Source organism: Pseudomonas sp. LG1D9, from assembly GCF_002949995.1.
GTDB lineage: Bacteria > Pseudomonadota > Gammaproteobacteria > Pseudomonadales > Pseudomonadaceae > Aquipseudomonas > Aquipseudomonas proteolytica.
Genome location: NZ_CP026881.1, coordinates 180460 through 204706, shown reverse-complemented (window position 1 = coordinate 204706; position 24247 = coordinate 180460). Strand labels below are relative to the sequence as shown.

Below are 24247 nucleotides of genomic sequence, written 5' to 3'. Positions count from 1 at the left end.
TTCACCTACGATCAGCTAAGCAACGCCAGGCGCTCCACCGTATCCGGGAATTTTGATACCAGACGAATCAACGTGGCTGCCTGGGCATTGGGGCGTGCGCGACCTTGCTCCCAGTTTTCCAGGGTGCGTGTATTGGTGCGTAGGTACATGGCAAATACAGCACGGGAAAGATTGAGTTGTTGTCGCACTGCAATCACGTCTTCAGCGGTAAGAGGGGCCAGTTTGTTTTGCTGCACGGTATGAGTACGTAGGGTGACCTTGCCTTGGCGCTCGTTGGCCAAGGCATCGAAGCCTTCGACCAGTTCGGAATAAATGTCACGTTTCATGTGAATCCTCTCGCGTTGATTTCCCTGTCCAGCAGTTGCTTGAGGGCTTTTTTGTGTTGTGGGCTCAAGTCGCTTTGCTCGTGCTTGCCGTACAGCGTGAACAACCAAAATTGAGTGCCGCCTGACCACCAGTAGTAGATGACGCGTAATCCACCCCGTTTGCCTTTGTTTCGTCGTTCATCGACGAAGCGCAGCTTGCGTAACCCTCCGGTGCCTTCCATCACGGCTCCCGCTTCGGGGTTCTTCATTAGCTCTTGTTGAAAGCCGTGAAACAGTTCGTCAGTCAGGTAGTCCTTGCGGTACCGCTCAAAGGGCGGCAGTTCGATAAATAGAGCATCCATGTTCTGTACGTAGCCTGCGTATAGTTTGGTGGCCCATCTGCCAGGGGTCAAGTGAGCCTGGCGTGGGATTCTTCCTAAAGCGCATACACCATACGAGCGGCTCTGGCAGGTATATGCCAGACACGGAGGCGTTTCAGTAAGGAATATTCCTTGAGCTGGGCAGGGAGCTTGAATCTTTCCCAGAAACGCAAAACGGCACCCTAAGGTGCCGTTCTGTTTACTGCTTGAGCTTAAGCGATCAACCCGCCATCACCGCATGCTGCACCAGGGTGAGCAACGGTTGTGGGTACACGCCCAGGAAGAATGCCAGCAGGGCGATAGCCAGCAGCATCACGCCGCCTGCTTTCTGTTCCCAGTGCAACTCGGCATCCACACGGCGCAGGTTTGGCTCGATCAGGTACAGGGTGACCATCACGCGCAGGTAGTAGAACACGCCGATGGCACTGCCCAGCACCAAGGAGGCAACCAGCCACCATTCGTGGGCTTCGACACCGGTCGCGACGATGTAGAACTTGCCGATGAAGCCTGCGGTCAGCGGGATGCCGGCCAGGGACAGCATCATCACGGTCAGCACGGCGGTCAGGTACGGACGACGCCAGAACAGGCCGCGGTATTCGTACAGGGCGTCGGCGTCACGGCCTTTGTAAGGCGAGGACATCAGGGTAATCACGCCAAACGCGCCGAGGCTGGTGATCACGTAGGTGACCAGGTACACGCCGATGGCTTCCACGGCCAGGCCTTTGCTCGCCACCAGGGCGATCAGCAGGTAGCCGAAGTGGGCGATGGACGAGTAACCCAGCAGACGCTTGAGGTTGTTCTGGGTCAGGGCCAGCAGGTTACCGAACAGGATCGACGCAATGGCGATCACGGTCAGCACGTCGCTCAGCACGCCGGTGTTGGCGGCAGGGGAGATCTGGAACAGACGCACCATCACCGCAAACACTGCAACCTTAGAGGCGGTTGCCAGGAACGCGGCTACCGGCGCCGGGGCGCCTTCGTACACGTCTGGGGTCCACAGGTGGAACGGTACCAGCGACAGCTTGAACGCCAGGCCGATCAGCATCATGGCCAGGCCCAGTTGGGCGATGGGCGCAGGCATGCTGGTGGTGGCCAGGGCGTGGCCGATACCGCTGAAGCTCAGGCTGCCGGCTTCGGCGTAGAGCAGGGCCATACCGAACAACAGGAACGCGGAACCGGCGGCCGACAGCACCATGTACTTGATGCCGGCTTCCAGGGAGCGCTTGTTGAAGAAGGCGTACGCCACCAGGCCGTAGGTCGGGATCGACAGCAGTTCCAGGCCGATGAACAAACCGGCCAGGTGCTGCGCGCTGACCAGCACGATACCGCCGGCCGCAGCCAGCAGGATCAGCAGGTACAGCTCTTCGCGGTTGCCCGGATAGCCGGTGCCGCCTTCGCCGAGGTAAGCGTGGGCGAGGGTGACGCAGGCCAGTGTCGCAACGAGGATCAACGCGGTGTACAGCAGCGCGAAGTCATCGATCATGACCAGCGGGGTGACCGCCAGCGGGGCGACCTTGAGTGCCGGGATAATCGACAGCAAGGCCAGGTTCAGACCTGCGGTGGACAGCAGGAACGTCTGCGAGTGATTGCGGCGCCAGGCGATTGCCAGCATCACCACCACAATGGTGAGGCTGGTAATCAGCAGCGGCGCAAGCGCGATAAAGTGTTGGATCGTGAATTCCATAGCGCTCTTACCGGGCCGAAGCGAGTTGAGTGAAGGCGGTGCTCAACCACTGCTGCACGCCATGCATCGTGGCGGCAGAGGTGTCGAGGAACGGTTGCGGATACACGCCGATGTACACCAGCAGTACCGCAAGGCCGAGCACCATGATCAGTTCGCGAGCATCCATCCCTTTGAGGACGGCGTCCGACTTGGTCGGGCCGAAGTAGGCGCGGTGGATCATGATCAGCGAGTAGACCGAACCGAACACCAGGCCGGAAGTAGCAATCGCGGTGATCCATGGCGCACTGACGAAGCTGCCCATCAGGATCAGGAACTCACCGACAAAGTTACCCGTACCCGGCAAGCCCAGGGACGCGGCGGCAAAGAACAGGCTGATCGCCGGCAGGTACGCGATACGCGACCAGATGCCGCCCATCTCACGCATGTCACGGGTGTGCAGGCGCTCGTACAACTGGCCACTGAGGATAAACAGTGCGGCGGCTGAAACACCGTGGGCCAACATCTGGATCACTGCGCCTTGCAACGCCAGCTGGCTGCCGGAGTAGATGCCGATCAGTACGAAACCCATGTGGGAAACGGACGAGAAGGCAATCAGACGCTTGATGTCGGTTTGCGCGAAGGCCAGGAATGCACCGTAGAAGATCCCTATCAGACCCAGGGTCATGGCGATCGGCGCAAACTCGGCCGAAGCATTCGGGAACAGCGGCAGGGCGAAACGCAGCAGGCCGTAGGCCGCCGTCTTCAACAGGATACCGGCCAGGTCCACGGAACCTGCGGTTGGCGCCTGGGCGTGAGCGTCAGGCAGCCAGGAGTGGAACGGCACCACCGGCAGCTTCACCGCGAAGGCGATGAAGAACCCGAGCATGAGGATGTACTCGGTGGTCATCGACATCTTGGTTTTCAACAGGTCGGCGTAGTTGAAGGTAATCACGCCGGTGTTGTTGAAGTTGACCAGTACCAGGCCCAGGATCGCCACCAACATGATCAGGCCGGAAGCCTGGGTGAAGATGAAGAACTTGGTCGCCGCGTAGATCCGGGTTTTCTTGCCGTCCGAAGAACTGTGACCCCAGAGCGCGATGAGGAAGTACATCGGCACCAGCATCATTTCCCAGAAGAAGAAGAACATGAACAGGTCGAGGGCGAGGAATACGCCGACCACGCCGCCCAGGATCCACATCAGGTTCAGGTGGAAGAAGCCCACGTGACGCTCGATTTCTTTCCAGGAGCAGAGTACCGAGAGGATACCCAGCAGGCCGGTCAGCAGGATCATCAACAGCGACAGGCCGTCGAGGGCCAGGTGCACGTTGATGCCGAAGCGTTCGATCCAGACGTGCTTGAACTCAAGCGCGAAGGTTGGATCGACACCCGGTGCCGGAGCAAATGAATAGTCGCCATGGGCCCACAGCCAGAGGCCGAGTGCGAGTTCCAGGGACATGGTCAGCAACGCAATCCAGCGGGGCAGGGTGGCGCCGAAGCGTTCACCCATCCAGCAGAGCAGGCCGCCGATAAAGGGGATCAGGATTAGCCAGGGCAGAATCATGACGGGCTCGTTTCCTTTCGCAAGTTCGCAAAGTTCATATCAGACCGCTACCACTACGATGGCGCCGATCACCAGCACGGCACCAGCCGCCATGGAAGCCGCATACCAACGCAATTGGCCGGTCTCGGTGCGGCTCAGGGCGGTGTGACCGGCCTTGGCAGCACGCGGGATCAAACCAATGGTCTGGTCGAGCGGGTCTTTGCGCAGTACATGGCTGATCGCAAGGTAAGGCTTGACGAACAGTTTGTCGTAGATCCAGTCGAAGCCCCAGGCGGCGAACCACCAGGCCGAAAGGAAGCGGCCAATGCCACTGTTGGCCACGGCAGTGACGAAGCGACGCTTGCCGAGGAACAGCATGGCCGCCAGCAGGATACCGGCGATGGCGATGGCGCCCGAGGCGATTTCCAGGCTGTGCTTGGCGTCACCGCCAGCATGTCCAACGCTTTGTGGCAGTACGCCAGCCAGTGGCGGGGTGATCATGGCGCCGACGAAGGTCGACAGGATGATCAGCACCGACAGCGGCAGCCAGTGGGAGATGCCGTGGCCTGCGTGGGCTTCAGTCTTGGCTTCACCGTGGAAGGTGATGAAGATCAGGCGGAAGGTGTACAGCGAGGTCATGAACGCACCCACCAGACCGGCGTACAGCAGGCCTTGGTTACCGCTGGCAAAGGCTTCCCAGAGGATTTCGTCTTTGGAGTAGAAACCTGCGGTCACCAGTGGCAGGGCTGCGAGTGCGGCACCACCGACGATGAAGCTGGCGTAGGCCAACGGCAGTTTCTTCCACAGGCCACCCATCTTGAAGATGTTCTGCTCGTGGTGGCAGGCAACGATCACCGCACCGGAAGCCAGGAACAGCAGGGCCTTGAAGAAGGCGTGGGTCATCAGGTGGAAGATCGCGCCGTCCCAGGCGCCGACGCCCAGGGCCAGGAACATGTAGCCGATCTGGCTCATGGTCGAGTAGGCGAGGATGCGCTTGATGTCGGTCTGCACCAGCGCGGCGAAGCCGGCCAGTACCAGGGTCACGCCACCTACCAGGCCCACCAGGTGCAGAATCTCTGGCGCCAGGGTGAACAGGCCGTGGGTACGGGCGATCAGGTAGACACCGGCGGTCACCATGGTGGCGGCGTGGATCAGTGCCGACACCGGGGTAGGACCGGCCATGGCGTCTGCCAGCCAGGTTTGCAGTGGCAGTTGTGCCGATTTACCCACAGCGCCACCTAGCAGCATCAGGGTCGCCAGGGTGATCCAGAAGTCGCCGACCTGGAATTTCTGTGGTGCCAGCACCAGCAGTTCCTGGATATTCAGCGTGCCCACCTGTTGGAACAGGATGAACAGGCCGATGGCCATGAACACGTCGCCGATCCGGGTCACGACAAAGGCTTTGAGTGCCGCATTACCGTTGTTGCGGTTGCTGTAGTAGAAACCGATCAACAGGTACGAGCACAGGCCCACGCCTTCCCAGCCGAAGTACAGGAACAACAGGTTATCGCCCAGCACCAGGAACAGCATGCTGGCGATAAACAGGTTGGTGTAGGCGAAGAAGCGCGAGTAACCGGCCTCACCGCGCATGTACCAGGACGCGAACAGGTGGATCAGGAAACCCACGCCTACCACCACGCCGAGCATGGTGATCGACAGGCCGTCGACGTACAGGGCGAAGTCAGGCTTGAAGCCCTCGACCGCCATCCATTGCCACAGCACCAGGGTGTAGTGACCGGCTTCGGGTGGTGCAACGTTGAATTGCCAGATGACGTAGGCGGCGACAATCGCCGACAAGCCAATGGAACCCACGCCGACCAGGGCCGAGAGGTTTTCCGACCAGCGTCCACGGGAGAACGACAGCAGCAGGAAACCGATCAGGGGGAATACGAAAGTCAGAAAGATCATGTTCATCCGCGCATCTCACTGGCAGCGTCGATATCAAGCGTGTGGAAGCGACGATACAGTTGCAGCAGGATCGCCAGGCCAATACTGGCCTCGGCGGCTGCCAGGCTGATCACCAGGATGAACATGACTTGTCCATCCGGCTGGCCCCAACGCGCACCTGCCACGATGAAGGCCAGTGCTGCAGCGTTCATCATGATTTCCAGGCTCATCAACACGAACAGGATGTTACGGCGAACCATCAGGCCGACCAGGCCAAGGCAGAACAGGATGCCGGCGACCGCCAGACCATGCTCCAAAGGGATAGCAGGCATCGTCATTGCTCCTTGGCTTCGTTGCGGCCCAAGTGGAAGGCAGTGATGGCTGCAGCGAGCAGCAGCATCGAAGCCAGTTCGACCACCAGCAGGTACGGGCCGAACAGGCTGATGCCCACGGCCTTGGCGTCTACGGTGGTGTGGCCGATGGCCTGGCCGCTCTGGTGAGCGAACAGCACATACAGCAGTTCAGCCAGCAGCAGGGCTGCCAGGATCACCGGGCCAAGCCAGATGCCGGGCTTGAGCCAGACGCGCTCCTGGGCGACCGAAGCCGGCCCCAGGTTGAGCATCATCACCACAAACACGAACAGCACCATGATGGCGCCAGCGTAGGCGATCACTTCCAGGACACCGGCAAACGGTGCGCCGAGGCTGAAAAAGGTCATGGCCACGGCGATCAGCGAAATGATCAGGTAGAGCAGGGCGTGCACGGGGTTGGTGTTGGTGATCACGCGAAGCGTGGACACCACTGCAATACCCGATGCGAAATAGAAAGCGAATTCCATCTTTCTTCCTTAAGGCAGCAAGCTCTTCACGTTGATCGGCTCGGCTTCGTTTTGTGCGGCGCCCTTGGGCTTACCGGCAACGGCCATACCTGCAACACGATAGAAGTTGTAATCAGGGTTTTTACCGGGACCGGAGATCAGCAGATCTTCTTTCTCGTACACCAGGTCCTGACGTTTGAACTCGGCCATCTCGAAATCCGGTGTCAACTGGATCGCGGTGGTCGGGCAAGCTTCCTCGCACAGGCCGCAGAAAATGCAGCGCGAGAAGTTGATGCGGAAGAAGTCCGGGTACCAGCGACCGTCTTCGGTTTCAGCTTTCTGCAGGGAGATACAGCCCACCGGGCACGCCACGGCGCACAGGTTGCAGGCCACGCAACGCTCTTCGCCGTCGGGGTCGCGGGTCAGCACGATACGGCCGCGATAGCGCGGCGGCAGGTACACCGCTTCTTCCGGGTATTGCAGGGTGTCGCGTTTGCGAAAGCCATGGCCGAAAACCATCACCAGGCTTAGCAACTGGGTACCGGTACCCTTAACGATGTCGCCAATATATTTGAACATGGGTCAAATCCTCACTGAACCGCGCCCGCTGGCGTGTTCAACAACACAACGGCAGCAGTCACCAGCAAATTGATCAGGGTCAGCGGCAGGCAGAAGCGCCAGCTGAAATCCATCACCTGGTCGTATCGTGGACGCGGAATGGAAGCGCGCAGCAGGATAAACAACATGATGAAGAACGCGGTCTTGAGGAAGAACCAGAAGAACGCCAACTGCGGCAGGATGCCGAACGGACCGTGCCAGCCGCCGAAGAACAGCGTGACCAGCAGGGCCGAGATCAAGATGATGCCGATGTACTCACCGACGAAGAACATGCCCCATTTCATGCCGGCGTATTCAATGTGGTAACCGTCGGCCAGTTCCTGTTCTGCTTCCGGCTGGTCGAAGGGGTGACGGTGAGTCACGGCCACGCCAGCGATGAAGAAGGTACAGAAGCCAAAGAACTGCGGAATGATGAACCACAGGTTCTGCGCCTGGTACTCAACGATGTCGCGCATGTTGAACGAGCCAACCTGCACCACGATGCCCATCAGCGCCAGGCCCATGAACACTTCGTAGGACACAGTCTGGGCCGAGGCCCGCAAGCTGCCCAACAGGGCAAACTTGTTGTTACTGGCCCAACCGGCGAACAGCACCGCGTAGACCGACAGGCCGGCCATGGCGAAGAAGAACAGCAAGCCGATGTTCAGGTCCGCCACGCCCCAGGTCGGGGTGATCGGGATGATCGCGAAGGCGATCAGCAAGGCGCTCATGGCCACGACCGGTGCCAGGGTGAAGATCACCTTGTCGGCAAACGGCGGGGTCCAGTCTTCCTTGAAGAACATTTTCAGCATGTCGGCAGCGATCTGGAACATGCCGAACGGGCCAACGCGGTTCGGACCGTAACGGTCCTGCCACCAGCCCAGCAAGCGACGTTCGACGAAGCTGAGCAGGGCGCCCGCGACGACCACTGCCAGCAGGATCACGATGGCCTTGACCACCGAGATGATCACGTCGATCACTTCAGGAGTGAACCAAGTCATTGCGCTGCCTCCTGCAGACCGTCAACGGTGTGGCCGAAGATCGCAGGCGGAATGCCAGCGATACCTTTTGGCAGGCCAACCAGGCCAGCACCCAACTCATCGTTGATGCGCAGCGGCAGGCGCAGGGTCTGGCCGCCTACGTTCAAGCTGAGCAGGGCACCGTCGTTGACGCCCAGGCGGTCGGCTTCGGACTTGGCCAGCGCCACGTAGGCAGCCGGGATGCGCTCTTGCACCGGCGCGGCCTTGGAAGAGTTCTCTTCGCTGCCGAACAGGTGGAAAAACGGCACAACCTGCCAGGTGCCCTGGGCCGGGTTGAACGGACGCGGTACGGCCGCGAACCAGTTCAGCGAGTCGCCTGTGCTTTCGATCAGGCGGGTGCCCGGGTCGCCAGCGCGGATATGACCACCGACTTCGTCCTGGAACTTGTTCCAGGCCTGCGGCGAGTTCCAGCCCGGCGACCAGGCGAAAGGCACCTGCTGACGTGGCTCGACCGAACCCGAGTAACCTTCCATGGAGAAGGCAAACGCGGTGTCGTTGTCTTGCGGGGTACGCGGTTCGTGCACGCTGATGTCAGCGCGCATGGCGGTACGCCCGGAGTAACGCAGCGGCTCACGGGCCAGTTTCATGCCCTTGATGCGGAACGCGGCGGACGGTGCGGCATCGACGATACGCGCCAGTTGCGGTGCGCTGGAGGCGACGGCAGCGGTGACGTGGTCGAGCTGGGTCCAGTCGATCGGCTGGTTCAGCAGGGTTGCGCGCAGGGCATGCAGCCAGCGCCAGCCTTCGTGAACCAGGATGCTGGCGTCCATGTACTTCGGATCGAACACCTGGAAGAAGCGCTGGGCGCGGCCTTCCTGGCTGACCAGGGTACCGTCGCCTTCAGCGAAGGTAGCGGCTGGCAGCACCAGGTGGGCACGGTCGCTGGTAGCGGTCTTCTGGTGATCGGCGACGATCAGGACTTTGGCAGCGTCCAGTGCAGCGTCAACCTTGGCGGCATCGGTGCGGGTGTACAGGTCGTTTTCCAGCACCACGATGGCGTCGGCATTGCCGTCGATCACCGCTTGCAGGGCTGCATCCACGGACTCGCCGCCGAGCATGGCCAGGCCAAGGCTGTTGGCTTCCGGTACAACCAGGCTGATGGAGCCGTTCTTGTCCCGCAGCTTCAGGGCATTGGCGATGTTGGCGGCGGCTTCGATCAGTGCCTTGGAACCCAGGGAGGTACCGGCAATGATCAATGGGCGCTTGGCCGCCAGCAGGGCGTCGGCGATGCGCTGGGCCAGGGCCACGGCTTCTGCGTCCAGGCCTTCGACGGCAGGGGCGCTGGCGTCGAGGGCGTGGGCCACGGCGAAACCGATGCGTGCCAGGTCGTCTGGTGCCGCGTGCACGCACTCTTCGGCGATATCGTCGAGCTTGGTTTCAGCGATGCTGGCGATAAACAGCGGATTCAGCGCGTGCTGGCCGATGTTTTTCACCGCAGCGTCGAGCCAAGGCTGCACGCGCATGGCGTCGGCCATTTCTTCGGCCTTGCCTTTGACCGACTGGCGCAGGGACAGCGCGATACGCGCAGCGGTCTGGGTCAGGTCTTCACCGAGTACGAAGATTGCGTCGTGGTCTTCGATGTCGCGCATGTTTGGCACTGGCAGCGGGCTATCGTTCAGCACCTGGAGGACCAGGCGGATGCGCTCCAGCTCAGCGGCTTCGATACCACTGTAGAAGTGCTCGGCACCGACCAGCTCGCGCAACGCGTAGTTGCTTTCGAGGCTGGCGCGTGGCGAACCGATACCGACGATGTTACGGCCGCGCAGCAGGTCGGCGGCTTTATCCAGTGCGTCGTCCAGGCTCAGCTTGGCGCCATCGGCCAGCAACGGTTGGCGCGGACGGTCTTCGCGGTTGACGTAGCCATAGCCGAAACGGCCACGGTCGCACAGGAAGTACTGGTTGACCGAACCGTTGAAGCGGTTTTCGATGCGACGCAGTTCACCGTAGCGCTCGCCCGGGGAAATGTTGCAACCGCTGGAGCAGCCATGGCAGATGCTCGGGGCGAACTGCATGTCCCACTTGCGGTTGTAGCGCTCGGAGTGAGTCTTGTCGGTGAACACACCGGTCGGGCAGACCTCGGTGAGGTTGCCGGAGAACTCGCTTTCGAGCACGCCGTCTTCAACGCGACCGAAGTACACGTTGTCGTGGGCACCAAAGACGCCCAGGTCGGTGCCGCCGGCGTAGTCTTTATAGAAGCGTACGCAGCGGTAGCAGGCGATGCAGCGGTTCATTTCATGGGAAATGAACGGGCCCAGTTCCTGGTTCTGGTGGGTACGCTTGGTGAAGCGGTAACGGCGCTCGTTGTGGCCGGTCATCACCGTCATGTCTTGCAGGTGGCAGTGACCGCCTTCCTCACAGACCGGGCAGTCGTGGGGGTGGTTGGTCATCAGCCATTCGACAACGCTGGCGCGGAACGCCTTGGATTCTTCATCTTCGATGGAGATCCAGGTGTTGTCGGTGGCTGGGGTCATGCAGGACATGACGATACGACCACGGGTGTCGTTTTCGTCGGTGTACTGCTTGACCGCACACTGGCGACAGGCACCGACGCTACCGAGCGCGGGGTGCCAGCAGAAATAAGGGATGTCGAGGCCTAGTGACAGACACGCCTGTAACAGGTTGTCTGCCCCATCGACTTCGAGCGCTTTGCCGTCTACGTGGATAGTGGCCATGGTTCAAAGTTCTTCGTTGGCCCGTTGTCAGCGGGCGTGGCTAATGGAATCTTGTTATTCATGTGCATCAACACAGCCATCAAGGCGTCAGCACATGACAAAGCAAAGGGCACGGACCCTTCGCTTATTGAAGCGTTACGCGCCGACTACGATCGGCTTTGCCAGAGGCGGGACGGCGGCGCTTTTGGGCGCGATGCCGGCTTCGAACTCCGAGCGGAAGTACTTGATTGCGCTGCCCAGTGGCTCCACGGCGCCCGGTGCGTGAGCACAGAAGGTCTTGCCAGGGCCGAGGAAACCGACCAGGCCCAGCAGGGTTTCGATATCCCCCGGCTGGCCTTCGCCTTTCTCGATGGCCATCAGGAGCTTGACGCTCCATGGCAGGCCATCGCGGCACGGAGTGCAGAAACCACAGGATTCACGGGCGAAGAACTGCTCCATGTTGCGCAGCAGCGAGACCATGTTCACGGTGTTGTCCACCGCCATCGCCAGGCCGGTACCCATCCGGGTGCCCACCTTGCCGATGCCGCCGGCATACATTTGTGCGTCGAGGTGCTCAGGGAGCAGGAAGCCGGTACCGGCGCCGCCTGGCTGCCAGGCTTTCAGGGTGTAGCCGTCGCGCATGCCGCCGGCGTAGTCCTCGAACAGCTCGCGGGCGGTCACGCCGAATGGCAGTTCCCACAGGCCCGGGTTCTTGACCTTGCCGGAGAAGCCCATGAGCTTGGTGCCCATGTCTTCGCTGCCTTCGCGGGCCAGGGATTTATACCAGTCCACGCCGTCGGCGATGATCGCCGGCACGTTGCACAGGGTCTCGACGTTGTTAACGCACGTCGGCTTGCCCCACACGCCAACAGCCGCGGGGAAGGGCGGCTTGGAGCGCGGGTTGGCGCGGCGGCCTTCGAGGGAGTTGATCAGGGCGGTTTCTTCACCGCAGATATAACGCCCGGCGCCGGTGTGCACGAACAGTTCGAAGTCGAACCCCGAACCGAGGATGTTCTTACCCAACAGGCCTGCGGCCTTGGCTTCTTCCACGGCACGGTTCAGGTGCTTGGCGGCAGTGGTGTATTCGCCACGCAGGAAGATGTAGCCACGGTAGGTTTTCAGCGCACGGGCGCTGATCAGCATGCCTTCGATCAGCAGATGGGGCAGTTGCTCCATCAGCATGCGGTCCTTCCAGGTGTTGGGCTCCATTTCATCCGCGTTGCACAGCAAGTAGCGGATGTTGATGGATTCGTCTTTGGGCATCAGGCCCCACTTCACACCCGTGGGGAAGCCAGCACCGCCGCGACCTTTAAGGCCGGCGTCCTTCACGGTCTGGACGATATCGTCCTGGGCCATGTCGGCAAAAGCCTTGCGCGCTGCGGCATAGCCGTTCTTGGCCTGATACTCGTCAAGCCATACAGGCTCGCCGTCGTCACGCAGGCGCCAGGTCAGCGGGTGGGTTTCGGCCGAACGCTTGATCAGGTTGGCCGGGCCAAAGGAAGTCAGGGTCATGGGTAGCCCTCGAGCAATTGGGTGACGCCAGAGGCCTGGACGTCGCCGAATGTGTCGTCGTCGATCATCAACGCCGGCGCCTTGTCGCAGTTACCCAGGCAGCACACCGGCAGCAGGGTGAAACGCCCGTCTGCAGTGGTTTGGCCGAGGCCGATGCCCAGCTTGCTCTGGATCGCGTCAACCACCGACTCGTGGCCGCCGATGTAGCAGACCATGCTGTCGCACACGCGGATGATGTGGCGGCCAACCGGCTGGCGGAAGATCTGGCTGTAGAACGTGGCCACGCCTTCAACGTCGCTGGCCGGGATGCCGAGGATCTCGCCGATGGCGTAGAGGGCGCCGTCGGGCACCCAGCCACGTTCCTTCTGGACGATCTTCAAGGCTTCGATCGACGCTGCGCGCGGATCTTCGTAGTGATGCAGCTCGTGCTCGATGGCCGAGCGCTCGGTTTCACTCAAGGTGAAACGGTCTGTCTGGATAAGCGTGCTGTTCATGCTTAGCGGTCCACGTCGGCCATAACGAAATCGATACTACCCAGGTACGCAATCAAGTCCGCGACCATCTCGCCTTTGATCACCGAAGGGATCTGCTGCAAGTGCGCGAAGCTTGGGGTACGAATCCGGGTGCGGTAGCTCATGGTGCCGCCATCGCTCGTCAGGTAATAACTGTTGATACCCTTGGTCGCTTCGATCATCTGGAAGGACTCGTTGGCCGGCATCACCGGGCCCCACGAGACTTGCAGGAAGTGCGTGATCAGGGTTTCGATGTGTTGCAGGGTGCGCTCTTTAGGCGGCGGCGTGGTCAGCGGGTGATCCGCCTTGTACGGGCCTGCCGGCATGTTGCGCATGCACTGCTCGATGATCTTCAGGCTCTGGCGCATTTCTTCGACGCGCACGATGCAGCGGTCGTAGGCATCGCCGTTGGCCGCCAGCGGGACTTCGAACTCGAAGTTCTCGTAGCCGGAGTACGGGCGCGCCTTGCGCAGGTCGAAATCGCAACCGGTCGAACGCAAGCCCGCACCGGTGACGCCCCATTCCAGGGCTTCCTTGGTGTTGTACTGCGCGACGCCGATGGTCCGACCCTTGAGGATGCTGTTGTCCAGGGCGGCTTTCTGGTACTCGTCCAGACGCTTGGGCATCCAGTCGATGAATTCCTTGACCAGGCGCTCCCAGCCATTCGGCAGGTCGTGGGCCACACCGCCGATGCGGTACCAGGCCGGGTGCAGGCGGAAGCCCGTGATGGCTTCGATGACCTTGTAGGCGCGCTGACGGTCGGTGAAGGTGAAGAACACCGGGGTCATGGCGCCGACGTCCTGGATATAGGTACCCAGGAACAGCAGGTGGCTGGTGATCCGGAAGAACTCGGCCATCATGATGCGGATGGTGTCGACCCGGTCCGGGACCTTGATGCCGGCCAGCTTCTCGACCGAGAGCACGTACGGCAGGTTGTTCATCACGCCGCCGAGGTAGTCGATACGGTCGGTGTACGGGATGAAGCTGTGCCACGACTGGCGCTCGGCCATCTTCTCGGCACCACGGTGGTGGTAGCCGATGTCGGGCACGCAGTCGACGATTTCTTCGCCGTCCAGCTGCAGGATGATACGGAATGCGCCGTGGGCCGAAGGGTGGTTCGGGCCCAGGTTGAGGAACATGTAGTCCTCGTTGGTGCCGGAGCGCTTCATGCCCCAGTCTTCCGGGCGGAAACGTGCGGCTTCCTCTTCAAGCTGCTGCTTGGCGAGGTTGAGACTGAACGGATCGAATTCAGTGGCGCGGGCCGGGAAGTCCTTGCGCAGCGGGTGACCTTCCCAGGTCGGCGGCATCATGATGCGGGTCAGGTGCGGGTGGCCCGGGAAGTCGATACCGAACATGTCCCAGACTTCACGCTCGTACCAGCTGGCGTTCGGCCAGATACCGGTCACGGTCGGGATGCTCAAGTCGCTTTCGTTTAGTGCGACCTTGATCATCACGTCGCTGTTACGTTCCAGCGACATCAGGTGATAGAACACGGTGAAGTCCGCGCCGCTCGGCAGCCCCTGGCGCTTGGTGCGCAGGCGCTCGTCCACGCCATGCAGGTCATAGAGCATGACGTACGGCTTGGGCAGGTTGCGCAGGAAGGTCAGGACTTCGACGAGTTTGGCGCGCGCCACCCACAGCACTGGCATACCGGTGCGTGTGGCCTGGGCGGTGAAGGCGTCAGGGCCAAAACGGTTGTTGAGTTCGACGACCACATCCTGGTCGTCTGCCTTATAAGGCGGGATGTACAGAGCACTGCCTGTAGTCATGGTTTTTTATCGCTTTCGGTCAACGTAAAGAATGAAGCCAGGTTTTCGTTCTATAAAAGAAGCGGTGCTGGATCAGACTTCGTCGGGGCTGCGCAGGTTGGTGACTGCGATTCGCTGTTCGCGGCGCTGTTCCTTTTGTGACGGCATCTCGGCGCGGTACACGCCTTGATCTCCGACGACCCAGGAAAGTGGGCGACGCTCCTTGCCAATCGATTCCTGCAGCAACATCAAGCCTTGCAGGAATGCTTCAGGGCGGGGCGGGCAGCCAGGCACGTAGACGTCCACGGGCAGGAACTTGTCCACCCCCTGAACCACGGAGTAGATGTCGTACATGCCACCGGAGTTGGCGCACGAACCCATGGAGATAACCCACTTTGGCTCGAGCATTTGCTCGTAGAGACGCTGGATGATCGGCGCCATCTTGATAAAGCAGGTACCGGCGATAACCATGAAATCCGCCTGGCGCGGCGATGCCCGGATAACTTCGGCGCCAAAGCGCGCGATGTCATGGGGCGCCGTGAAGGCGGTGGTCATTTCCACGTAGCAGCACGAAAGGCCGAAGTTGTACGGCCACAGGGAATTCTTGCGCCCCCAGTTGACCGCGCCACTCAGCACGTCTTCCAGCTTGCCCATGTAGATGTTTTTGTGGACTTGATCTTCTAACGGATCGGAGACGGTTTCCCGTTCGCCGATGGGGTACTGATCGTTAGGAGCATCCGGGTCGATCCTGGTGAGATTGTATTGCATCGCCAAAGCCTCATTGTTTCAGCTTCGCTTGCCGCTTGCGACGAGCTTCCGGAGCCCAGTCAAGGGCGCCCACTCGGAACAGGTAGACAAGACCTGCCAACAGAATTGCTATGAAAACGAGAGCTTCGACGAATCCGGTCCAGCCGCTTTCGCGGACGGACACAGACCAGGCAAAGAGAAAGAGGGCTTCGATATCGAAGATCACGAACAGCATCGCGACCAGATAGAATTTGGCTGAGAGCCGCAAGCGGGCGCCACCTGTAGGTAGCATGCCGGACTCGAACGGTTCGTTTTTGCTGCGGCCCCAGGCTTTTGACCCGAGGAGGCTGGAAACACCGAGCATGAAGGCGCAAAGGCCGACAACACCGAGGAGGAAAATGGCAAAGCCCCAGTTGTGGGCCATGAGTCCTGTCGCTTCGGTCATGCTGGAAATCCTTAACAGAGAGCAAAGGTCTCTGAGCTCGAAAAAGTAACGACGCAGTGACGATATGTCGCAGCGCAATCAATCGCGGTGATTTTATGGCTAAACACCTAGCAAGTAAAATTCCTGTAGCTAATTTATTCGCTGAATTAAGGACATAGTGCACCTTTATGGGGCTGTAGCCCAGACGCTGCGGGCATTAGCTTGATTTTAATCAATTGTGTTTTGTTTAGGGTGTAACGAAGTTTTAATGCTCTAAATGATAATGAATATTGTTTGCGGGAGTTTTAAGCGGGTGTTGAGTGCGTCGCGGGAAAAGTTGTTGTTACTTGCCCGTTAGGCGCAAGTTGTCAGCGCACAACTTTTAACTGAATTTTCCTGGGCGAATACCGCTCTGGATCAAGGTTTTGCGCAAAAACGTCAGGCTGGCCGCATTTTTATTGTGGGAGCGGGCTTGCTCGCGAAAGCGGTGCATCAGCCAGCAGTTTTTTGACTGACACGCCGCTTTCGCGAGCAAGCCCGCTCCCACATTTTGATCTTCGCAGGGGTGGGAGGGTTTTTTCGGGACAAAAAAAACGCCCCGAACCAGTCGGGGCGTCAGATCGTGCGGCACTGCGGTTAGCTTTCTATCGGGCCCGCAATGGCCGTGTACTCAGCTACTTAGTGAAACTGTTCTTCTTCGGTCGAACCGGTCAGCGCGGTTACGGACGAGGTGCCGCCCTGGATCACGGTGGTCATGTCGTCGAAGTAGCCAGTGCCCACTTCCTGCTGGTGCGCCACGAAGGTGTAGCCTTTGGCGGCGTCAGCGAATTCCTGCTCCTGCAGCTTCACGTAGGCAGTCATGTCGTTGCGGGCGTAGTCGTGCGCCAGGTTGAACATGCTGTGCCACATGTTGTGAATGCCGGCCAGGGTGATGAACTGGTGCTTGTAGCCCATGGCGGACAGTTCGCGCTGGAACTTGGCGATGGTCGCGTCGTCCAGGTTTTTCTTCCAGTTGAAGGAAGGCGAGCAGTTGTAGGACAGCAGTTGGTCCGGGTATTCCTTCTTGATCGCCTCGGCGAAGCGACGGGCTTCGTCCAGGTCTGGCTTGGCGGTTTCGCACCAGATCAGGTCGGCATACGGCGCGTAGGCCAGGCCGCGGGCAATTGCTTGATCCAGGCCTGCACGAACCTTGTAGAAGCCTTCCTGGGTGCGCTCGCCAGTCACGAACGGCTGGTCGTACGGGTCGCAGTCCGACGTCAGCAGGTCTGCCGCGTTAGCGTCGGTACGTGCCAGGATGATGGTCGGGGTGCCGGCAACGTCAGCAGCCAGGCGAGCAGCGGTCAGCTTCTGTACGGCTTCCTGGGTCGGAACCAGTACCTTGCCGCCCATGTGGCCGCATTTTTTCACGGAAGCCAGTTGGTCTTCGAAGTGCACGCCGGCGGCGCCTGCCTCGATCATGCTCTTCATCAGCTCGTAGGCGTTCAGTACGCCACCGAAACCGGCTTCGGCGTCAGCCACGATTGGCGCGAAGTAGTCGATGTAGCCTTCGTCGCCCGGACCTTTACCGGCTTTCCATTGGATCTGGTCGGCGCGGCGGAACGAGTTGTTGATGCGCTTGACCACGGTTGGCACGGAATCCACCGGGTATAGCGATTGGTCAGGGTACATGGACTCGGCGGAGTTGTTGTCCGCGGCCACTTGCCAGCCGGACAGGTAGATCGCCTGGATGCCGGCCTTGACTTGTTGCACAGCCTGGCCGCCGGTCAGGGCGCCCATGCAGTTGACGAAATCTTTCTCGGGACGGAAGGACGGCTTGGCGCCCTGGGTAACCAGCTTCCACAGCTTCTCGGCGCCCAGTTTTGCGAAGGTGTGCTCAGGTTGAACCGAGCCGCGCAGGCGGACGACGTCAGCAGCGGAGTAAGCGCGAGTCACGCCTTTCCAGCGTGGGTTTTCAGCCCAGTCTTTTTCAAGGGCTGCAATTTGCTGTTCGCGTGTCAGTGCCATGGGGAAAAACCTCGTCGCGTCTTTTGTGGAAAAACTACTGGGTTGAAAATTCCGTTTGCCAGCCACGTATTCAGTGCGTGGGATTGGCTGCTCGCTGACCAGAAGCTTAGGCGGTCAAAGTGGGCTTGGCGGGGAGGGCGACGGGATGAACGATAGGCTCAAGGGAGAAAGTGAGCAGGTAGAGGCGAACCGAGAACAGTCTTCGGGCGTCGTGGGCCTTGGTACGATCCATCAGTGTGTTGCCGGGTTACCTGGTTAGCTTCCGTCCCTCGGGACAACTTCGTTCCAGTCGCAACCTCGTCAAACACACCTTGTGGGCGGTACAGACACGAATCGGCTCAGGTGGGTAGCTTAGAGCGACGATCCGAAGGCCCTTGCCAGGGCCCCTGATTAGCGGGAGCGAGGCCATCATGCCCATGCTTTTTTGGATCGTCAAATGTTTTGTAGTGCTTTTTTTATAGCACTACATCTTTGGTCTAATACGACTAATCAGTCAGTTTTTGGTGCTTCAGTTCAAAGTGTCCACTTTGACCCGCAGTGTCAGGTCATCCCGGCCCTGGGTCGAGTAGGTGCGGGTCGCGCCCTGTTTGTCGGCCTGGGTCTGGCGATTGATACCGGCCAGGGTGATCCATTCGCCCAGGCGCCCGCTGACAGTTGTGTCGGTACTTTGCACATTCACTACATCGGGACGCTCCTGGCTCATGCGGTCACGATTGGTGCTGATGCTCAGGTGTACGGTCTCGCCGGTGACGCTGGCGGTGACGTAGAAACCTTGGGTGACGTTGCGGTACTGAGTCTGGTTTTGCGGGCGGCCATAGGTATCGGGCTGGGTGGTGGTCAGTGGCACGCTCTGACCGACCTGGATCAGCGCGGGCACGCCTTCGCTGGCCTGGATCTGCTGGATTCCACCCTCTCGGCTTTCGGTGCTGTAGGTGATGACCTGGCCGTTGCTCTGCTGATTGTTTTCGTTGGTGTCGACGGTGATCAGCAAGCGCTTGGACGGCGTGTCCAGTTGTGCGAGCAGGGCGCGCAGGCCCTGGATCTTGTCCGGCTCGGCATTGACGATCAGTTGATTGCCATAGGCGCTGACCGTGCCATCCTTGCCAATGAAATTCTGTGCGACCGGCAGCAGGTCGGCGCTGGTGCGGTTGCTCAAGGGTAGGACTTCAGTGGCTGCCATCGCCGTGAAGCTGGCAGATAGCAGTAGGGCGGTGAGCAGGGTGCGTAGGGACATGTCCGTTATCTCTGCGAGTCATTTGGGCTTGATGGTGCCAGTTTATCGTCCTGGCTGGCAGCAGATTGTTGTGGTGAGCGAGTATGGAGTGGGCCAGCATGTAGTAGGGAGCTGGCTTGTTGTGGCGAGCGGGCTTGCAATACCAGGCTCGCTCGCCAGCACCCACAGGGGCCTACATTCCAAGTGTGGGAGCTGGCTTGCCTGCGATGGGAACGACTCGGGCTCGGATCAGTCCTCGCGCTCCATATCAACATGAGGAATCCCGACTTCCAGGAATTCCCCGCTGACAATCTTGAACCCTAGCCGCTCATAGAACGGTGCGGCATACACCTGCGCGCTGAGGAACTGCCGGGTCTGGCCGCGTTTCTCGGCCTCGCCAATCACCGCTTCCATCAGCTTGTCGCCAACCTTCAGCCCGCGCCAGTCCTTGAGGACCGACACGCGACCGATCTCGCCGCTGGGCAGCAGGCGTGCAGTACCAATGGGAAAGTCGCCTTCGAACGCGAGGAAGTGCATGGCTCCAGCGTCGTCTGCGTCCCACTCCAGCTCAGGTGGAACCGATTGCTCAGCGATAAATACCGCTTCACGAATGCGCCGGATCTCGGCGATATCCTTTTGCCAGTCTGCGACACTTACGTGAATTTTATTCATCGGCAAACCCCAGGCTTCCTTGCTTGACCAGTTCGCACAGCAGGTCGCGGCCGTCTTCATCAGCCAGCCATGGACCCAGGTTGTCGACATGCAGGGCGTCGGCCGCGCAGATCAACTTCAGCAGTTCGCGCAGTTTGCCTGGCAGGTAACGGCTCTGGCCGCTGGCGAACAGCAATACGTCGTCGTCCACTTCCGACCAGGCCAGGCGCGCGCTTGGGTTGCGGATCAGTACTGCGCCGTCTTCCAGGCTGCTGATCACTTCATCCTGCGCCAGCTCTTCGGGGCCTGCGACCAGTTCCGGGTAGCGTGGCTCGGTCATGAATTGGCCGAACCAGGTCAGCAGCATGCGCTCGTCGCTCATGTGCTCGGCCAGCAGACTTTTCAGGCGGTCGAGGGCGTCGCTCTGGATCTGGTGCGGATCGCTGACGGGCTGGGCGTCAGCGTCGGTGTAGCGCTCTTCATCGGTCAGGTACTGGCTGAGGAAGTCGGTGAAGTGGGTCAGCACTTCGGCGGCGCTTGGCGCGCGGAAACCTACCGAGTAGGTCATGCAGTCATCTTCAGCGATGCCGAAGTGCGCCAGGCGCGGCGGCAGGTAAAGCATGTCGCCCGGTTCCAGCACCCATTCGGCGCTCTCTTCGAATTCGGCGAGGATGCGCAGGTCGGCGTGCTGCAGCAGCGGGCTTTCCGAGCTGCACATCTGGCCAATTTTCCAGTTGCGCTTGCCCTGGGCTTGCAGCAGGAACACGTCGTAGTTATCGAAATGTGGACCGACGCTGCCACCGGGGGCGGCAAAGCTGATCATCACGTCGTCGATGCGCCAGCTTGGCAGGAAGCGGAACTGCTCCAGCAACTCGGCCACTTCCGGTACAAACTGGTCGACCGCCTGCACCAGCAGGGTCCACTCGCGCTCGGGCAGGGTGCTGAAGGCGTCTTCGGCAAACGGGCCGCGACGCAGCTCCCAAGGGCGCTCGCCGTGCTCGATCACCAGGCGCGACTCGACTTCTTCTTCCAGCGCCAGGCCGGCCAGTTCGTCGGCATCGATCGGGCTTTCGAAATCAGGAATGGCCTGGCGGATCAGCAGCGGTTTTTTCTGCCAGTAGTCGCGCAGGAATTCCCGTGCAGTGATGCCGCCTAGAAGTTGAAGAGGAATATCAGGATTCATGTGTAACCTATTGAAAAAAAGCACTTTTCAGACGGGAATAAAAACGCCCGGCGCTGCCGGGCGTCTCAAGGGGTCAAGCTGCAATCAGATGCGTTTGGCTTGGTCTACAGCGTTGCCGATGTAGTTGGCCGGGGTCAGCAGTTTCAGCTCGGCCTTGGCCGCGGCTGGCATGTCCAGGCCGTCGATGAAAGTTTGCAGCGCCTCGGGGCTGATGCCCTTGCCGCGTGTCAACTCTTTCAGCTTTTCGTACGGGTTTTCGATGTTGTAGCGGCGCATTACGGTCTGGATCGGCTCGGCCAGGACTTCCCAGCAAGCGTCCAGGTCAGCGGCGATTTTCTGCGCGTTGAGTTCCAGTTTGCTGATGCCTTTGAGGCTGGCTTCGTACGCGATCACGCTATGGGCAAAGCCCACGCCGAGGTTGCGCAATACGGTGGAGTCGGTCAGGTCGCGCTGCCAGCGGGAGATCGGCAACTTGCTGGCCAGGTGCTGGAACAAGGCGTTGGCGATGCCCAGGTTGCCTTCGGAGTTTTCGAAGTCGATCGGGTTGACCTTGTGCGGCATGGTCGAGGAGCCGATTTCGCCAGCGATGGTGCGCTGCTTGAAGTAGCCCAGGGAGATGTAGCCCCAGATATCGCGATCGAAGTCGATCAGGATGGTGTTGAAGCGCGCAATGGCGTCGAACAGCTCGGCGATGTAGTCGTGGGGTTCGATCTGCGTGGTGTACGGGTTGAAGCCCAGGCCCAGCTCGTCTTCGATGAAGGCGCGGGCATTGGCTTCCCAGTCGATCTCAGGGTAGGCCGACAGGTGGGCGTTGTAGTTGCCCACGGCACCGTTGATCTTGCCCAGCAATGGCACGGCGGCCACTTGAGCGATCTGACGCTCCAGGCGGTACACCACGTTGGCCAGTTCTTTGCCCAGGGTGGTCGGCGAAGCCGGTTGGCCGTGGGTGCGCGACAGCATCGGCACGTCGGCGAAGCGGATGGCCAGTTCGCGGATGGCATTGGCGGTCTGGCGCATCAACGGCAGCATCACGTCATCACGGCCTTCGCGCAGCATCAGGGCGTGGGACAGGTTGTTGATGTCCTCGCTGGTGCAGGCAAAGTGGATGAATTCGCTGACCTGGGCCAGTTCCGGCAGTTTGGCCGCTTGCTCTTTGAGCAGGTATTCGATGGCTTTGACGTCGTGGTTGGTGGTGCGCTCGATCTCTTTCACACGCTCGGCGTGCTCCAGGGAGAAGTTTTCCGCCAGGGTGTTCAGTACAGCGTTAGCCTCGGCGGAGAACGCCGGCACTTCGCTGATGGCAGGGTGAGCGGCCAGGCGCTGGAGCCAGCGCACTTCAACCAGTACACGAGCACGGATCAAGCCGTATTCGCTGAAAATAGGGCGCAGGGCCTGGGTTTTGCCGGCGTAGCGGCCGTCAACAGGGGAAACCGCAGTGAGCGAAGAGAGCTGCATGGGGTGTTCTCGGACAGTCGGGCAACGAAATGGGGCGCGTATCATACATGAAAAAATCCGCCGGTCCGTCGCCAACTGACCGGCGTATTACGCGTAACGGCTTGAAAATAGCCCGTGGCTGCGACTTATTCGTTGCGCATCAACGGGTAAAGCTCTTTGAGCAATTTGCGACGGCTGATGACCAACTGCCAACGATGACCGCCCAACTGGCGCCACAAGCGCGCCGAACGAATGCCGGCCAGAAGCAGAGCGCGGATTTTCGAGGCGTTGTTGGGTTGTTGCAGGTTGCGCATGTCGCCATGGACCTGGATCCGCTGGCGCAAGGTGCTCAAGGTGTCCTGGTACAAGGCGCCACAGGCGGCGATCACGTTTTCGTGGGCCGGGCCGAAGTGCTCGACCTGGGACTGGATCTGCGGCAGGCGCTTGCCAATGGTTTCCAGCAAGTCGTCGCGTTTGGCCAGCTGCCGCTCCAGGCCGAGCATCGACAGGGCGTAGCGCAATGGCTCGCGCTGCAAGGTGCTGGGGTCGCGTTCGAGGGCGCCGATCAGGGCACGATAACCTTCGCGTAGGCTCAAGTCGTCGCCGCCGTACACGTCCAGGGTGTCCTTTGGATCCACCACCAACAGGCTGCCGAGCATGCACGTCAGGCCTGCTTCGGTCACCTGGCCGGTCTTGGCGATCTTGTCCACCAGCACGGCCGCGAGGAAGACCCCGCCCAGTGCCGTCAATTGCTCCTGGGTCGGGCTCATGCCGGGTTGCTCCAGGGTTCGGCGACTTCAATCACGCCGCCCCCCAGGCAGATTTCACCGTCGTAGAACACCACGGATTGGCCAGGCGTGACCGCGCGCTGCGGGTCGTCGAACGTGGCGCGGTAGCCGCTGGCGGTCTTTTCCAGGGTGCAGGGCTGGTCGCTCTGGCGATAGCGCACCTTGGCGGTCAGGCGGCGCGGGGTGCTCAGGTCGATCGGGTTGACCCAATAGATCTCCGAGGCCAGCAGCGCACCTGAAAACAACAACGGATGCTCGTTGCCCTGGCCGACAATCAGCACGTTGTTTTCCAGGTCCTTGACCAGCACGTACCACGGCTCTTCACCGGCGTCCTTCAGGCCGCCGATGCCCAGGCCCTGGCGCTGGCCGATGGTGTGGTACATCAGGCCGTGGTGACGGCCGATGACTTCGCCTTCGGTGGTCTTGATCTCGCCCGGCTGGGCCGGCAGGTACTGCTTGAGGAAGTCGCTGAAGCGGCGTTCGCCGATAAAGCAGATCCCCGTAGAGTCCTTCTTCTTCGCGGTAGCCAGGCCGTGTTTCTCGGCGATCTTGCGCACTTCGGGCTTTTCCAGTTCGCCCACCGGGAACAGGGTCTTGGCGATCTGTTCACCACCGACGGCGTGCAGGAAGTAGCTCTGGTCCTTGTTCGGGTCCAGGCCCTTGAGCAGCTCGGTACGGCCATCGATATCGCGACGGCGCACGTAGTGGCCTGTGGCAATCAGGTCGGCGCCGAGGATCATGGCGTAGTCGAGGAACGCCTTGAACTTGATTTCACGGTTACACAGGATGTCCGGGTTCGGCGTGCGGCCGGCCTTGTATTCGGCCAGGAAGTGCTCGAACACATTGTCCCAGTACTCGGCGGCGAAGTTGGCGGTGTGCAGCTTGATGCCAATCTTGTCGCACACGGCCTGGGCATCGGCCAGGTCGTCCATGGCAGTGCAGTATTCCGTTCCATCGTCTTCTTCCCAGTTCTTCATGAACAGGCCTTCCACCTCATAACCCTGCTCCATGAGCAGAACGGCGGAAACGGAAGAATCCACGCCGCCGGACATGCCGACGATGACGCGCTTCTTTTGTGTGTCAGAAGGGGCTGGATCACGCATAGGATTTCAACGGGTGTCTTGAAAAAGGACGCGATTCTAGCAGGCTCG

22 protein-coding genes are annotated in these 24247 nt (G+C 60.5%); all 22 read right to left on the bottom strand.

Annotated elements, in window-relative coordinates:
• Positions 1-11: 11 nt before the first annotated feature.
• Positions 12-326: a DNA-binding transcriptional regulator gene (locus C5F71_RS00970; protein WP_070995473.1), complete on the bottom strand. Its 315-nt coding sequence runs from the start codon at positions 324-326 to the stop codon at positions 12-14.
• Positions 323-667 carry a toxin gene (locus tag C5F71_RS00965; RefSeq protein WP_070995472.1) on the bottom strand — a complete coding sequence of 115 codons (345 nt, stop codon included), beginning with the start codon at positions 665-667 and terminating at the stop codon, positions 323-325. The genes C5F71_RS00970 and C5F71_RS00965 overlap by 4 nt, the downstream gene beginning before the upstream one ends.
• 238 nt (positions 668-905) lie before the next feature.
• Entirely contained in the window at positions 906-2369 is a 1464-nt protein-coding gene (nuoN, locus tag C5F71_RS00960) for an NADH-quinone oxidoreductase subunit NuoN (protein ID WP_029293335.1), read from the bottom strand.
• Positions 2370-2376: 7 nt separating this feature from the next.
• On the bottom strand, positions 2377-3909 hold the full coding sequence (gene nuoM, locus C5F71_RS00955; RefSeq protein ID WP_029293337.1) for an NADH-quinone oxidoreductase subunit M: 1533 nt from the start codon (positions 3907-3909) through the stop codon (positions 2377-2379).
• A 39-nt stretch (positions 3910-3948) separates the two neighbouring features.
• Positions 3949-5802: an NADH-quinone oxidoreductase subunit L gene (gene nuoL / locus C5F71_RS00950; protein ID WP_029293339.1), complete on the bottom strand. Its 1854-nt coding sequence runs from the start codon at positions 5800-5802 to the stop codon at positions 3949-3951.
• A complete protein-coding gene (gene nuoK, locus C5F71_RS00945; RefSeq protein WP_003174727.1) occupies positions 5799-6107 on the bottom strand; it encodes an NADH-quinone oxidoreductase subunit NuoK in 309 nt (102 codons plus the stop codon). Before nuoK ends, nuoL begins: the two co-directional genes overlap by 4 nt.
• A gap of 2 nt (positions 6108-6109) precedes the next feature.
• A complete protein-coding gene (nuoJ, locus tag C5F71_RS00940; RefSeq protein ID WP_017476146.1) occupies positions 6110-6613 on the bottom strand; it encodes an NADH-quinone oxidoreductase subunit J in 504 nt (167 codons plus the stop codon).
• 9 nt (positions 6614-6622) lie between these two features.
• Positions 6623-7171: an NADH-quinone oxidoreductase subunit NuoI gene (gene nuoI / locus C5F71_RS00935; protein WP_104910388.1), complete on the bottom strand. Its 549-nt coding sequence runs from the start codon at positions 7169-7171 to the stop codon at positions 6623-6625.
• An 11-nt stretch (positions 7172-7182) separates the two neighbouring features.
• Positions 7183-8190 (bottom strand): NADH-quinone oxidoreductase subunit NuoH, encoded by a 1008-nt coding sequence (nuoH, locus tag C5F71_RS00930; RefSeq protein ID WP_017737147.1) that lies wholly within the window; start codon positions 8188-8190, stop codon positions 7183-7185.
• On the bottom strand, positions 8187-10901 hold the full coding sequence (gene nuoG / locus C5F71_RS00925) for an NADH-quinone oxidoreductase subunit NuoG (RefSeq protein ID WP_104910387.1): 2715 nt from the start codon (positions 10899-10901) through the stop codon (positions 8187-8189). The genes nuoH and nuoG overlap by 4 nt, the downstream gene beginning before the upstream one ends.
• A gap of 135 nt (positions 10902-11036) precedes the next feature.
• A complete protein-coding gene (gene nuoF / locus C5F71_RS00920; protein WP_029293356.1) occupies positions 11037-12392 on the bottom strand; it encodes an NADH-quinone oxidoreductase subunit NuoF in 1356 nt (451 codons plus the stop codon).
• Positions 12389-12886, bottom strand: a complete 498-nt coding sequence (gene nuoE, locus C5F71_RS00915; protein WP_029293358.1) for an NADH-quinone oxidoreductase subunit NuoE — start codon at positions 12884-12886, stop codon at positions 12389-12391. Before nuoE ends, nuoF begins: the two co-directional genes overlap by 4 nt.
• Positions 12887-12888: 2 nt before the next feature.
• The gene (gene nuoC / locus C5F71_RS00910; RefSeq protein ID WP_029293360.1) at positions 12889-14673 is read right to left on the bottom strand and encodes an NADH-quinone oxidoreductase subunit C/D; all 1785 of its coding nucleotides are present in this window, start codon (positions 14671-14673) and stop codon (positions 12889-12891) included.
• A 72-nt stretch (positions 14674-14745) separates the two neighbouring features.
• Entirely contained in the window at positions 14746-15420 is a 675-nt protein-coding gene (locus C5F71_RS00905; protein ID WP_012724951.1) for an NADH-quinone oxidoreductase subunit B family protein, read from the bottom strand.
• Positions 15421-15430: 10 nt separating this feature from the next.
• On the bottom strand, positions 15431-15844 hold the full coding sequence (locus C5F71_RS00900; protein WP_003219575.1) for an NADH-quinone oxidoreductase subunit A: 414 nt from the start codon (positions 15842-15844) through the stop codon (positions 15431-15433).
• 657 nt (positions 15845-16501) lie between these two features.
• A complete protein-coding gene (aceA, locus tag C5F71_RS00895; protein ID WP_003219577.1) occupies positions 16502-17827 on the bottom strand; it encodes an isocitrate lyase in 1326 nt (441 codons plus the stop codon).
• 508 nt (positions 17828-18335) lie between these two features.
• Positions 18336-19061, bottom strand: a complete 726-nt coding sequence (locus C5F71_RS00885; protein ID WP_029293366.1) for a secretin N-terminal domain-containing protein — start codon at positions 19059-19061, stop codon at positions 18336-18338.
• A gap of 228 nt (positions 19062-19289) precedes the next feature.
• The gene (locus tag C5F71_RS00880; protein ID WP_104910386.1) at positions 19290-19712 is read right to left on the bottom strand and encodes a GNAT family N-acetyltransferase; all 423 of its coding nucleotides are present in this window, start codon (positions 19710-19712) and stop codon (positions 19290-19292) included.
• Positions 19705-20874: a cupin domain-containing protein gene (locus C5F71_RS00875; protein ID WP_029293370.1), complete on the bottom strand. Its 1170-nt coding sequence runs from the start codon at positions 20872-20874 to the stop codon at positions 19705-19707. Before C5F71_RS00875 ends, C5F71_RS00880 begins: the two co-directional genes overlap by 8 nt.
• An 84-nt stretch (positions 20875-20958) precedes the next feature.
• Positions 20959-22329: an adenylosuccinate lyase gene (purB, locus tag C5F71_RS00870; RefSeq protein ID WP_029293372.1), complete on the bottom strand. Its 1371-nt coding sequence runs from the start codon at positions 22327-22329 to the stop codon at positions 20959-20961.
• Between the two features lie 125 nt (positions 22330-22454).
• Entirely contained in the window at positions 22455-23078 is a 624-nt protein-coding gene (gene hflD, locus C5F71_RS00865; RefSeq protein ID WP_005789104.1) for a high frequency lysogenization protein HflD, read from the bottom strand.
• Complete coding sequence (gene mnmA, locus C5F71_RS00860; protein WP_090291412.1) at positions 23075-24199, bottom strand: tRNA 2-thiouridine(34) synthase MnmA; 1125 nt, start codon at positions 24197-24199, stop codon at positions 23075-23077. Before mnmA ends, hflD begins: the two co-directional genes overlap by 4 nt.
• Positions 24200-24247 lie beyond the last annotated feature (48 nt).